The sequence below is a fragment of the Paenibacillus koleovorans NBRC 103111 genome, assembly GCF_004000845.1.
Taxonomy (GTDB): Bacteria; Bacillota; Bacilli; order Paenibacillales; family NBRC-103111; genus Paenibacillus_AA; species Paenibacillus_AA koleovorans.
Map to the genome: position 1 here is coordinate 39,388 of NZ_BIMA01000029.1, position 12,748 is coordinate 52,135.

Sequence of the window (12,748 nt, forward strand, 5' to 3'; positions counted from 1 at the left end):
CCCGAGTGATCCGTTATACGATAATAGAGACCGGACGCCGACATTCGGGTCCGGTCTTGATCGTTTCCGATGGGATAGGAGAAAGCGATGAACGAACCTTTAACGATGGACCAAGCGCGGAGGGTGCTGCAGCGCATTTACGGCTACCCGGATTTCCGCGAAGGGCAGAAGCAAATTATCCGAGACATATTAGACGAATACGATACGCTTGGCATTATGCCTACCGGCGGGGGCAAGTCGATCTGCTACCAGGTGCCAGCCTTGCTGTTCCCCGGCACGACGATCGTCGTCTCGCCGCTGATCTCGCTGATGAAAGACCAGGTCGACGCGCTCGACGGGCTTGGCATTCCAGCTACTTACATCAACAGCTCGCTCACCGGCTCCGAAACCTCGCGCCGCCTGCGGGCGGCTGCGGCCGGCGAGTACAAGCTGCTGTACGTCGCCCCCGAGCGGCTCGAGACGGACATGTTCGCGACGCTTGCGGAGCGGCTCGACATTCCGTTCGTAGCGATCGACGAGGCGCACTGCGTGTCCCAATGGGGACACGATTTCCGGACGAGCTACTTGGCGATTGCGCCGTTCCTCCGCCGAATGCCGCATCGTCCGAGACTCGCAGCCTTCACCGCCACGGCGACGGAGAACGTCCGAACCGACATCGTGCGGCTGCTGGCACTGCAGGAGCCGCAAGTGCATGTGACCGGCTTCGACCGCAGCAACTTGAGTTTTTCCGTGCTTAAGGGCGTGAATCGCGACGACTATGTCGACCAGTACGTGACCAAACACGCCGACCAAGCCGGAATCGTCTATGCGGCGACGCGCAAGGAAGTCGACCAGGTGCATCAGCAGTTGAAACGCCGCGGTATCCCGGCCGGCAAATACCACGCCGGGATGACCGATGACGAACGCAAGCAGATGCAGGAGCGTTTCCTGCGCGACGACATTCGCGTCATGGTGGCGACGAACGCGTTCGGTATGGGCATCGACAAGTCGAACGTTCGCTATGTCATCCACTGGAGCATGCCGAAGAACATGGAGGCCTACTACCAGGAAGCCGGCCGTGCGGGGCGCGACGGCGAGCCCGGCGAATGCGTGCTGCTGTATCAGCCGCAGGACATCCTGCTGCAGAAGTTTCTCATCGAGCAATCCGTCTCCTCGCCGGAGCGCAAGCAGCAGGAATACCGGAAGATGCAGCAGATGATCGACTATTGCATCACCCAGAATTGTCTTCGGTCGTACATTCTGAGCTATTTCGGAGAGCGCCCGGAGGAAGGAGCCGAAGCCGCCCGCTGCGGCAATTGCGGCAACTGCAATGACGACAGCGAAGTCGTCGACATGACGCTGGAATCGCAGCAGATCATGTCGTGCATTCGCCGCATGAACGAGCGGTTCGGCGTCACGCTCGTCGCGCAAGTGCTGAAGGGCTCGTCGAACAAGCGGGTGCTGGAGTTCCGGTTCGATAGGCTGCCGACGTACGGTCTCATGAAGCAATATCCGGAGAAGACGATCGTCGACATGATCCAGCTGCTCATTGCGGACGGCTATATCGGCTTGACCGAGAGCCAATACCCGGTGCTGCGCCTGCTGCAGCCGGCGGCCGATGTGCTGCGCGGCGAGAAGCGCGTCATGCGCAAGGTGCGGCTCGTCAAGCGCCAGACGCGCACCGGGGACGAGCTGTTCGATCGGCTGCGCGCTCTGCGCAAGCAGCTGGCCGACCGCGACGGCGTGCCGCCGTACGTCGTCTTCGCCGACAGCGCGCTGCGCGAGATGGCCGAGCAGCTGCCCGAGACCGAGGAGCAGCTGCTCCTCGTCAAGGGCGTCGGCCAGGCGAAGCTGGCGAAGTACGGCGCGCCGTTCCTCGACGCCGTTCGCGCCTACGCGGCGGAGAGCAGATAACGGCATTGATAATGAAGGTAAGTTAGCATAGAACAATTTCTGGAATTTTCTGGAGTTCCCTGGGATTAGCCTGCTGTGCTATACTTGAACCAGCGGAAGCACCGCCATGCGCAAGCCCAGTGATTGGTCCTGGAGCGATGCGACAATGGCCGGTGCTTGTTTTTTTGCAGCATCGGCAGATGGAGAGGGAGGAGAGCGGTTGTCTGTCGATCATGATCGATTGTTCAAGGAATTGATCCAAACGTTTTTTCAAGAGTTTATCCAGCTGTTTTTGCCCGATGTGTATGAGGCGATCGATTTTGATCATCTCACTTTTTTGTCGGAGGAGCTGTACACAGACTTGCTGGCGGGGGAGAAGCGCAGAGTCGACCTGCTGGCGGAGACGAAGCTGCGGGGCGAAGAAGCGCTCATAATCGTGCATGTGGAGCCGCAAGCTTACTATCAGCAAGCGTTTGCCGAGCGTATGTTTATTTACACCAGCCGACTGTACGAGAAGTACCGGAGGAGGATTTTACCGATCGCCGTGTTCAGCTATGATCGTGCAAGAGAGGTGCCGAACACGTTCGGCTGGGCGTTTTCCTCGTACGGAGGTCTGCACTACTGGTATTTTCCGGTTACGCTCCACATGTACGGCTGGCGGGACTATATCCGACATGACAATCCGGTAGCTGCTGCGCTGCTGAGCAAAATGGGTTATACTGAGGAAGAAAAGGTGCAGGTCAAAAAAGAGTTTTTGCTTATGTTGGCGCGGATGAAGCTGGACCCTGCCCGGATGCATTTGATCGCCGGCTTCTTCCATACTTATTTGGTCTTGGACGAGGCCGAGGAACAGCTGTTGAAGGAGGAGATACGATTGTCGAATCGAAGTGTCGAGGACATCATCCACGATCTGCAATACTACTGGGATAAAAATACGCTGCAGCGGGGCATTGAGGAAGGCAAGATCGAAGGCAAGATCGAAGGCAAGATCGAAGGCAAGATCGAAGGCAAGCTAGAAGCGTCTCGCCGCTTCATTGAGATGTTCCTTCAGACCCGGTATGGCGAAGCCGGCACGAAGCTGCTGGAGCAGATCGCCTTAATCAACGAGCTGGACCGACTGGAAAAGCTGGGGGAAGCGATATTCCGCACCGAACGTCTGGAAGAGGCGACCAAGCTGCTGGAGCCATCGAGCTAACCCGAACGTTCCTGTTGTAGAAAGCCTCCTGAACCACCGCTAGAGTGGTACAGGAGGCTTTTCTGTTTGTTCTTCTTGTAGGCGGCCAGATGACAAGTCTTAGCCTGCCACCGTGTACTCGAACACGTAGCGGCCCGAGCCGAGCGTAAAAGTTGCTCCTTGAGCGGACTGCCCCACAGCGCTAACCCCTTCCGCTACCGCCAACACATGGCCACTCTCAAGTACGGCTTCCACAGCAGCTTCTTGCAGCACGACGACCGCCTCCGTATTGGCCGGCACGGTGACCGCAACGCGGCGACCGGCGCCGTCCTGCAGCTTCTCCCACGCCACGCCGATTTCGCCGTACATCGACTGATGCGTCGCGCTCATCGAGGTCAGCGCCGTCTCCTTCATATGCGGCTCAATGCGGAAGCGCTTGTAGCCCGGCACTTGCGAGTCGGTATCGATGCCGGCGCCGATCCGGTACAGCCATTCGCCGACGGAGCCGTAGGCGTAGTGATTGTACGAGTTCATGTCTTTGGACCAAAACGAGCCGTCCGGCTTGATGCCGTCCCAATGCTCCCAGATCGTCGTCGCGCCTTGGAGCACGGAGAACAGCCAGGACGGATATTCGCGCTGCAGCACGAGCTCGTAAGCCAGCTCCGTGTAGCCGTGGCTCGAAAGCGCGTGGCACAAGTACGGCGTTCCGACGAAGCCGGTCGTCAGCCGGACTTTGTTGTCCCGGATGTACTCGGCCAGCGTATCGGCCGCTCGTTTGCGGTCCTTCTGCTCGAGCAGGTCAAATGCAAGAGCCAGTACATGCGCCGTCTGCGTCGGAGAGACGAGCCGACCGGTCGGCGTCACGAACTCGCGGCGGAATTCGCCGACGATTGCGGCGTGCAGGCGGCCATATTCTGCCGCATCCTCAACCTCACCCAGTACTTCCGCAGTGCGGGCGACGAGCGAGGTAGAATACGCATAAAACGCGGTGGCGATCAAATCCTTCGGCGTCGCGCCGATATAGCTGCCTTCCTTGGCATCGAGCCCGAGCCAGTCGCCGAAATGGAAGCCCGTGTTCCACAACAGCTCGTTGTCGCCTTGCGCCTGCATATAGCCGACCCACGCTTTCATGCTGTCATACTGCTGCGCGAGAATGCGCGTGTCGCCATAGCATTCGTACACGACCCACGGGCAGATGACGGCGGCATCGCCCCAAGCTGCTGAAGAGTGGGAGTCATCCTTCAGCACATGCGGGATGACGAATGGCACGCCGCCATTCGGGAGCTGGTCCGCCGCCAAGTCTCGCAGCCATTTCGTGAAGAAAGAAGCGACGTTCATATTATAGGCCGCCGTCCGGATGAACACCTGCGCGTCTCCGGTCCAGCCGAGCCGCTCGTCCCGCTGCGGGCAATCCGTCGGCACATCGAGGAAATTGCCGCGTTGGCCCCATACAATGTTCCGCTGCAGCTGATTGATCAGCTCGTCGGAGCAGCTGAATGTGCCGGTCGGCTCCATATCCGAGTGGATGACGACGCCGATGAACCGGTCCAGCCAGTCAGGCGATGGCGCCAATCCTTCCACTCGCACGTAGCGGAACCCTTGGAACGAGAAAGTCGGCTCGAACGTTTCCGGCCCGCCGCCTTTGCAGATGTAAGTGATCGTCTGTTTGGCGCTGCGCAGATTTTCGGTATAGAAATTGCCGTCCTTATCCAGCACCTCTGCGTGCTGCAGCACAATCGTTGTCCCCGCCGGGACTTCCACGCTAAACCGCATCCAGCCGACCATGTTCTGGCCAAGATCGAGAATCGAGTCTCCGTTCGGCGCGGTCAGCAGCTCTTTCGGGCGCAGCTCCTCGGTTGCGCGGGTCGGCACGTTTTCCTGAGCGACGAGAATGGCGTACGAATGCTCGATCACGTTCGCCGATTTCCACATGGAGTCATCAAACCCCGTTCCCTGCCAGCCTGTTGTCTCCAGCCTCGCATCATATGTTTCCCCGTGATATAGCTCGGACATGAGCAAAGCCCCAGTGCCGGCTGTCCAAGAATCGTCAGTCCCCACGATCTCTTCGCGGCCGTCCTCGTAACGAACATGGAGCTGGAGCAGTGCCGCACGAGTGTCGCCATAATTGTTCCTCTGATGCTGCCATGCCAAATTCCCTGAGTACCACCCGTTGCCGAGCATAATGCCGAGCACATTTTCCCCCTCGTTCAGCATGGAGGTCACGTCATAGGTCTGGTATTGCAGCCGCTTTCGGTATTCGGTCCAACCTGGAGTAAACAGCGTGTCGTCCGGATTCGAGCCGTTTACGAAGAGCCGATACAAGCCGAGACTCGTCGCATAGACGCGTGCCGACACCGGTTTGCCGCTCAATCGAAACGTCTTACGCAACTGGTGAGCGGGCAGATCATCGCTTGGTATGCCAGGCGTAGGAGCGAGGTCGGAGGTGATCCACTTCGCCGTCCATTCGTCGGCCCCTTGCAGGAAAGCCGTCTCCCAATAAGCCGTCTCGCTGCTCCAATCCGTCGCCTCGCCAGCGCCGTCCCACACTTGCACGCGATAATAGTAGCGGGTTCGCGACCCAAGCTCCGGTCCACTATAATCCAGTTGGATCGATTGGTCGGACTCTATTTTGCCGGTATCCCACACGAGATCGCCCTGAAAGGCTTCATCCAACGAAACTTGCACGCGGTAGGCCGATTGCACGATGCCGCGGGCACCCTCAGGCGCTTCCAGCTTCCAACTCAATCTAGGCTTGCGAACATCGATGCCGAGCGGATTCGATTTGTATTCACAGATCAGGTTCCTCACTACACTTTTCGCCATGCTCCTATGCTCCCTTTTCTTCAATATTGATGTAGTTGTATGTCGGTATGGTTACATTTTCAGTTTAACGGTCGATTGCGGTGAATTATACGGGTAATCTTGACAAAAGCGTACGGTATATTTGACAATGAAACCATATCACTCAACCAGGGGTCAAAGGACGGCGAAGGCGATGGAAACGCGGCAAAATGTGTTTCGGGGGACGGATTTTTTTCAAGGCGGCTTGGACATCTACGTCAATCGGGCGGTCGAGTCGTTCGAAATGCCGTTCCATGCGCATGATTTCATTGAAGTGACGCTTGTCTCGGAAGGCCGGGGCTATCATCATATCGGCCATCAGGTGCAGGCGGTCGGCAAAGGGGATCTGTTCGTGCTGCCGGCGGGAGTCCCGCATGTGTTCCGCCCGGCTTCGGTCAAAGGGGGCGACAAGCTGGTCGTCTGCAATTGCCTCTTCAGCGACCGGCTGCTGACCGAATTGACGGAGCGTTTGCTGCCGGATCTCGAGCTGGCGCCTTTGCTGAGGCTGCAGCCGGGACATAATGATCACGGGTTCTGGGTCAGGGACCGCCGATTTTCGTTCGAGCCGCTGTTCGCCGCGTTGTATAGAGAATATAACGGCGAGCGGCGCGGTTCATCCGCTATGCTGTATGCGCTGCTGATCCAGCTGTTGGTCGAGCTGTATCGCGCCACAAACGAGTCTCGGGCAGGGGGGGCGGAAACCGGCAGTACTGCTGTAGGGATCGAGTCGTCGAAGTCTTCGCAACTTTTGATTGAGGAGGCGATCGATTATGTGCTGGCTCACGCCGCCGAGCCTTTGACGATTCGCGGCATGGCGGAGCGGCTGCGTATGAGCGAGCGGCATTTTTTCCGTCTGTTCAAGCAAACGACGGGGCAGCCGTTTCACGATTTCGTCCAGCATGCCCGCATCCGCATGAGCTGCGAGCTGCTGCTCGGCACGACGCAGAAGGTGCGCTCGATCGCCGAAACGGTCGGTTATTCCGACGCGGAAAGCTTCTATCGCGCGTTTCGCCGCATCGTCGGCATGACCCCGGGGGAGTTTCGCAAAGGGAGCAATGACGGATTTGTGCACCAAACCCCTTGATTTTGCAATCACACCGGCCCCCCTAGTCGATAAAGTGGACCAAACAACGGATTTGCCTCATTTTTTCCGTTTTCCCTGTCGCTATAAAATGACGAGGTAAGCGGAAATCTTTTGCAGAGGGGGTTGTTTGTAAGCGGTTACCAAAAATGTGCAGTTCTGCTTACAATCCAAACTTATCGCAGATGGGGTGAAAGGTACAGCATGTTTGCAAACGGATACAAACCAATTTCCGGCGCGAAATTGAAGCTGCTGGTTGGCATTTTATTCGGCCTGATGGCTTTTTTCGTTGCCAGCTCCGCCTATGCGCTGCCGGTTTTCCCGGGCGCTGCGGGTTATGGAACGGATACGCCGGCCGGTCGCGGCGGCAAAGTGTACAAGGTGACGAGCCTGGAGGACCGCAACGTACCGGGTACGCTTCGTTATGCGATCAGCCAATCGGGACCTCGCGTCGTTGTGTTCGAGGTGTCCGGCACGATTACGATCAACAACTACTTGGACATTCTCGATCCTTATATTACGATTGCCGGTCAGACGGCTCCTTCTCCGGGCATTTTCCTGAAGGGCGCCAATATGCGGATCATGACGCATGATGTCTTGATCCAGCATATCCGCATCGCCCCGGGGGACGAGGGCTATTCCATCGCGCCGACGAACCGAGACGCGGTAGCGGTCAGCGATCCGAACGGCTTTCCGGACAATGTCGTGATCGATCACAGCACCTTTACTTGGACGGTCGACGAAGTGTTCTCTACTTATGGGAATTATGGGAACGTCACGTTCAGTAACCTGATCGCTTCAGAGCCGCTGCACGATTCGATTCACGTAGATGAAGGGACCACAACTCCGGGTCCGCATGGGTTCGGGCCACTGTTCGACAATACCGCGAATTCCAAGGTGACGATGAGCGGCAGTCTCGTCAGCCATGCCGAGGGCCGGATGCCTTATGCGATGTCGAGCGAGTATGTACAGGTTAACAATGTGTTCTACGACAGGATCAACTCGTTCAACCGATTGAGCCAGCAGCGCGGTATTCCGACCAAGAACAGCATCGTCGGCAACGTGTTCAAGGAAGGTCCGTCTCTCGCCAGCTGGGCCAGCAGCAAAGTGCTCGAAATCAACGCCAACTTTGTCGCGAACAGTCAAGTTCATATGGCGGACAACCTGGCACTGAACCCCAAAGTTCCTTTTACCTCGCAGTGGGACATGATCAACAACAAGTCGACATTTACCCAGCAGCAGCTGGAAGCCGCGACTCCGCCTGTATGGAATGCCGGGCTGATCGCCAAGCCGTCGAACGAAGTGTTCAACTGGGTCATGAGCAACGCGGGCGCACGTCCGGCCGATCGGCTGCCGTATGAAACCCGCATCGTGAATCAGGCCATCAACGGGACGGGTACGATTATGGACTCGATTAGCGAAGCAGGCGGCTGGCCGGTTGTTGCGGAGAATCAACGCAAGCTGGTCATCCCGAAAAACCCGAGTGCGGACAGCGACGGCGACGGCTACACGAACTTGGAGGAATGGCTGCAATCGTATGCGGCTTTCGTCGAAGGCCGCGGCCCGCAGCCTCCATTGATCGCGCCGGAAGACGGGGAGCCGGAGGATAACATCGGAGGCAATTCGTATCCGATTGTCGTTTCGAATCTTTCCATCCTGTCGGATGTCCAGCAAGGCGATCCTTGGGCGATTATGAATAACGTCAATCAAGGCGACCTCGTGTACGGCGATCGCGCCTTCAAGTTTGAGAGCGTATCATCGGTCGTTTATGGCAGCAACTACATCATGACGAACGCAAACTCCAAAAACTATCAAGGCGCTTCAATTGTGGCAACATTCAAGGTGGATACCACTTCGGACGTCTTCCTGGCTTTCGATGATCGGATGAATCCCAGACCGGATTGGCTCGCTGCGAACGGCTGGGTTGATACTGGCGAGGAGGTTGTGATTACCGGGAATTTGCCGTTCAGCTTGTACAAGAAAAGATTTCAGGCCGGCGAAACCGTGACCTTGTGGAAAAGCGCCAATAAAACGAACTTGTTCTTTGTTCCTTTTATCAAACCAATACCCGCAGCCAGCTTGTCCGGAGATACTTTTGTTTATGCCGGCCGCGATGTTCAAGTGGGACTCAAGCTGCGAAACGTGACGGATTCCGTATATGCCCAGGACATCACGATCCAGTATGACGCCAGTCTATTTGAACTTATTTCAACTGTACCATCCAGCTCCAGTACCGTAATCGCCTCGGTATATGGAGATACGCCGGGTCAAGTTCGTATTCTGACCATGACCGCCGACGGCATCGACAAGTCAAGCAACCTTCTGGACCTTACTCTTCGTGCGAAAAGTGCGACCGCTACGGGCACCATCCAAGTGATAGCGGCTACGTTAGGCGCGGCGGATGGAAGAGTGCTTCAAGTATTGCCCGGCACGCTGAATGTCCGAGTGTACAATACGGATTTGAACGGCAATAATATCACAAATGTAGGCGATTTGGCCCTCTTCGTGCCGTTTTACCGCCAAGATCAGAACAGTCCTGACTGGAACGAGGCCCAAAAAGCGGATTTCAACGGTGACGGGATTGTTGACGTATTGGATTTGGCTCTGTTGGCAGAAAAAATATTGAATTAATGCAGGATCCAACGGGAGGATAGGGTGCTATCCTCCCGACTTACATGGAGGCGGTACCTTATGATCCGATGGACAAAACGAGCTCTAACCGCGTTGTTGCTCCTGCTCCTTGCTTTTCCCTCCACCTTGGCGTTCGCTGAAGAAACACCGTCCTTTTCCTGGGATCGTTCCACGATTGCCGTCGAGAAGAGCGGTTCGTTTACGCTGGAGCTGTCAGGGCTTAACCTGTCGAATGTTTTCGCCGCCGAGCTGGAGCTCGGTTATGACCCGGGCAAGCTGGCGCTGAATTCGGCGCAGTCGTTGGTTTCGGACACGGTTGCACTGCCGGTTACGCTAAACGGAGATACGGCTTTTTATGCCTGGACCAAGATGGGGAACGGCACTCCGGTAACGGGCACGAGCAAGCTGGCCAAATGGACGTTTCAAGCGAATGTCGAAGGTGCGACGAAGATCCAGCTTCGATCCGTTACCCTTGTTGAGAAAGCAGGCCCTTCCGATTTTCGTAAAACCGTGTACCCGGTAAACGAAACCGTAGCCGTCACGATAAATGTGCCTGCTGGAGGCGGGGATGACAACGGAGGTGACGATGGCAATGGCAACGGCAATGGAAATGGAAATGGAAACGGGGTACAAGAGGAGCCGAACGGGCAAATAAAAATCGTCCTGGAGGCAGAACTGAACATGGAGAGCGGGGAAGCGGTCGCCATCCTTGACAACGCCACCTTGCAGCAAGCGATGGACCAGGCCAAGGAAGACAAAAACGGTGTGAAAAGCGTAGTGCTGGAAATGGCGGAAATCCCAGGAGCCAAACAATACGTGCAGCAGCTTCCTGCGGACGCGTTGTCGGTTAACGGTAAAAAGACCATGTTCGAAATTCGTACCCCGCTGGGTACGATTCAAGCACCCTCCAACATGTTCAGCAAACAAGATTTGCAGGGAGAAACCTCCGTGCAAATTTCCATAGGCCGTGGAAGCGCCGAAGGGTTAAGCAGCGAGATCAAGGACAAGATCGGAAATCGTCCGGTGTTTGAAATTGAAGCGAGAGCAGGCGACAAGACGATCGATTGGAGCAATCCTGGAGCTGCCGTCACATTCAGCGCGGAGTATGAGCCTTCAGCAGAAGAAATGAAGAACCCGAAGCATATCGTCATCTGGTATATCGACGGCCAAGGAAGTGCGGTCTCGGTACCGAACGGCAAATACGATCCCGCCACAGGCAAAGTAACGTTCAAGACGACTCACTTCAGCACCTACGCGGTAGCTTACGTGATGAAGTCGTTCGGCGATTTGGCGGCGCATCCTTGGGCGAAGCAGCCGATCGAAGTAATGGCTTCGAAGGGGATTATCGAAGGGACAAGCGACAGTACCTACACACCGGCGGCTAACATCAAACGTGCCGATTTTACGATGCTGCTGGTCAAATCGCTTGAGCTATCGGCAGTTCCGGATGCCGGCTTCGACGATGTAGCGAAGTCGGATTATTATTACGAAGCCGTCGGCATCGCGAAAAAGCTTGGGCTCGTTCAAGGCAGCGGGAGCAATCAGTTCCGTCCGACGGACGAGATTACCAGACAGGATATGATCGTTATTCTGGCCAGAGCGCTGCGATTGAGCGGAGTGCTGGAAGGAGAAGCAGGCAGCGAAGAGCTGGCGAGCTTCGCCGACCATGCCGAAGTCGCGACCTACGCGCAGAGGGACATGGCGGCATTTGTAAAAGCAGGTTACGTGGAAGGCAGCGACAGCAGGCTGCATCCCGCCGCCAATACGACACGTGCGGAAGCGGCCGTGCTGCTGTATCGGGTGCTGCTCGGACAATAGGCAGGCCCAACCAACCATAAGCCCTCATCTTCGACTCTGAAGACGAGGGCTTTTATATACAACGTTATGGCGTAACGCCAGTTGCCTCAAGCACGCCGCCGGCGTCAAGAAACCGCAGCTACGCGGGTCTACGCCAACGGCGGATAACAGAGCACGATCAGCAGCTCGTCGCTGTCCGGTCCGTTCGCCCAAGTCATCGACTCGAGGCCGGCCGGCAGGAACAACGTCTCGCCCTGCTTCAGGCTGACGGACTCCGCGCCGTCGGCTCCATAAGCGAGCGTTCCGCTGCCCGACACGACGATGGCCGCCGCGAATTCGCCCGGCTTCTCCAATGTGTACTGGCCGTTGACGGCCAGCCGGTTCATGCGGAAGCGATCCGTATGCTTCGCCTGGATCAGGGCGGTCAGCCGACCGCCGGCCTGCTCCTCCAGCATCTCCGGGACGACCTTGGACCGCTCAAGCGCTCCTGCGAGATCGGACATCTCGTAGTGGAAGCATTCGAGCATCCGGTCGAAGCCGATGCCTTGATGGCAAGCCGCATCCCGCAGCGCTACGCCGCGAGGAGTCGTGCGCTCCGTCCGCAGCGTCAGATCGGTCGGCTCCTGGATCTCGATCAGGAAACACCCGCTGCCGATCGCATGAGGCAAGCCGCCGGTGATGAGGAACACGTCGCCTTCCTCGACTTCGACTTTATGCAACATATCCAGCATGTCCGGGATGCGCTGCTCCTCGAACACTTGCCGCCAGGCTTCCTTCGTCACGTCTTCTTTGAAGCCGAGCAGCACATAGGGCTTTTCTCCGTCGATCGTACGCCCGCCGAGAATGTACCAAGCTTCTGTCTTGCCGAATCGGGAATTGAACTCGTTCCTCGCGAATTCGCGGTCCGGGTGCACCTGGATCGTCAGCCGCTCGCAAGAATCGAGCAGCTTGACCAGAATCGCCGGGCTCGTCTGGTAGGCGTCCGCGTGCCGTGCGCCGAGGAAAGCCGCGGGGTCGGCTTCAATCAGTTGTTTAAGTGTCGTTGCAGCTCCGTCAGGAAGCGCCGCCTTGCTAAGACCTTCCACAGGCAGGTGCTCGCGTCCGGCATTGACCGCCTTCACCGTCGAAGCTACCCAGAGCTCCGGGCTTTCGCTATCCTGGGGATCGGCCGCTCCTCTCCATGTATCCAAGCTTTTGCCGCCGGCATATGTACGCCAAACTCGGTCGTCATTCAATTTTAAAGGAATGCTGCTCCATGCCGCCACAGAACGTTCCATCTGTCTGAATCCCTCCTGAGGTAGAACTTTCTCTATTTGCACTAAGTTCCATTGTAACAGGTTGTCCTGCCCCGT

The 12,748-nt window shown here is 57.0% G+C and carries 7 protein-coding genes; 5 read left to right on the forward strand and 2 right to left on the reverse strand.

The genetic code is table 11. From position 1 onward, the window contains the following. Positions 1-87 precede the first annotated feature (87 nt). Together recQ and PKO02S_RS12165 are read left to right on the forward strand one after the other, a co-directional pair. A complete protein-coding gene (recQ, locus tag PKO02S_RS12160) occupies positions 88-1,893 on the forward strand; it encodes a DNA helicase RecQ (RefSeq protein WP_127583075.1) in 1,806 nt (601 codons plus the stop codon). Between the two features lie 145 nt (positions 1,894-2,038). Next, on the forward strand, positions 2,039-3,067 hold the full coding sequence (locus PKO02S_RS12165; protein WP_373865207.1) for an Rpn family recombination-promoting nuclease/putative transposase: 1,029 nt from the start codon (positions 2,039-2,041) through the stop codon (positions 3,065-3,067). A 99-nt stretch (positions 3,068-3,166) separates the two neighbouring features. Here PKO02S_RS12165 and PKO02S_RS12170 read toward each other — a convergent pair whose 3' ends face one another. Next, positions 3,167-5,869 (reverse strand): family 78 glycoside hydrolase catalytic domain, encoded by a 2,703-nt coding sequence (locus PKO02S_RS12170; RefSeq protein WP_127583077.1) that lies wholly within the window; start codon positions 5,867-5,869, stop codon positions 3,167-3,169. A 172-nt stretch (positions 5,870-6,041) separates the two neighbouring features. On the opposite strand from PKO02S_RS12170, the gene PKO02S_RS12175 reads away from it, so the two are divergent. The 3 genes from PKO02S_RS12175 to PKO02S_RS12185 all read left to right on the forward strand — a co-directional run bounded on the left by PKO02S_RS12175 (position 6,042) and on the right by PKO02S_RS12185 (position 11,417). Beyond that, positions 6,042-6,971: an AraC family transcriptional regulator gene (locus PKO02S_RS12175; protein ID WP_164821414.1), complete on the forward strand. Its 930-nt coding sequence runs from the start codon at positions 6,042-6,044 to the stop codon at positions 6,969-6,971. Between the two features lie 201 nt (positions 6,972-7,172). After that, positions 7,173-9,599: a cohesin domain-containing protein gene (locus tag PKO02S_RS12180; RefSeq protein ID WP_127583081.1), complete on the forward strand. Its 2,427-nt coding sequence runs from the start codon at positions 7,173-7,175 to the stop codon at positions 9,597-9,599. Between the two features lie 60 nt (positions 9,600-9,659). Further along, entirely contained in the window at positions 9,660-11,417 is a 1,758-nt protein-coding gene (locus tag PKO02S_RS12185) for an S-layer homology domain-containing protein (protein WP_127583083.1), read from the forward strand. A 128-nt stretch (positions 11,418-11,545) separates the two neighbouring features. Here PKO02S_RS12185 and PKO02S_RS12190 read toward each other — a convergent pair whose 3' ends face one another. After that, entirely contained in the window at positions 11,546-12,673 is a 1,128-nt protein-coding gene (locus PKO02S_RS12190) for a class I mannose-6-phosphate isomerase (protein ID WP_127583085.1), read from the reverse strand. Positions 12,674-12,748 lie beyond the last annotated feature (75 nt).

Excerpts from the sequence above, each read along its gene's own strand:
- recQ (WP_127583075.1), top strand. The coding sequence starts at position 88 with ATGAACGAACCTTTAACGATGGACCAAGCGCGGAGGGTGCTGCAGCGC.
- PKO02S_RS12165 (WP_373865207.1), top strand. The coding sequence starts at position 2,039 with ATGGCCGGTGCTTGTTTTTTTGCAGCATCGGCAGATGGAGAGGGAGGA.
- PKO02S_RS12170 (WP_127583077.1), bottom strand. The coding sequence starts at position 5,869 with ATGGCGAAAAGTGTAGTGAGGAACCTGATCTGTGAATACAAATCGAAT.
- PKO02S_RS12175 (WP_164821414.1), top strand. The coding sequence starts at position 6,042 with ATGGAAACGCGGCAAAATGTGTTTCGGGGGACGGATTTTTTTCAAGGC.
- PKO02S_RS12180 (WP_127583081.1), top strand. The coding sequence starts at position 7,173 with ATGTTTGCAAACGGATACAAACCAATTTCCGGCGCGAAATTGAAGCTG.
- PKO02S_RS12185 (WP_127583083.1), top strand. The coding sequence starts at position 9,660 with ATGATCCGATGGACAAAACGAGCTCTAACCGCGTTGTTGCTCCTGCTC.
- PKO02S_RS12190 (WP_127583085.1), bottom strand. The coding sequence starts at position 12,673 with ATGGAACGTTCTGTGGCGGCATGGAGCAGCATTCCTTTAAAATTGAAT.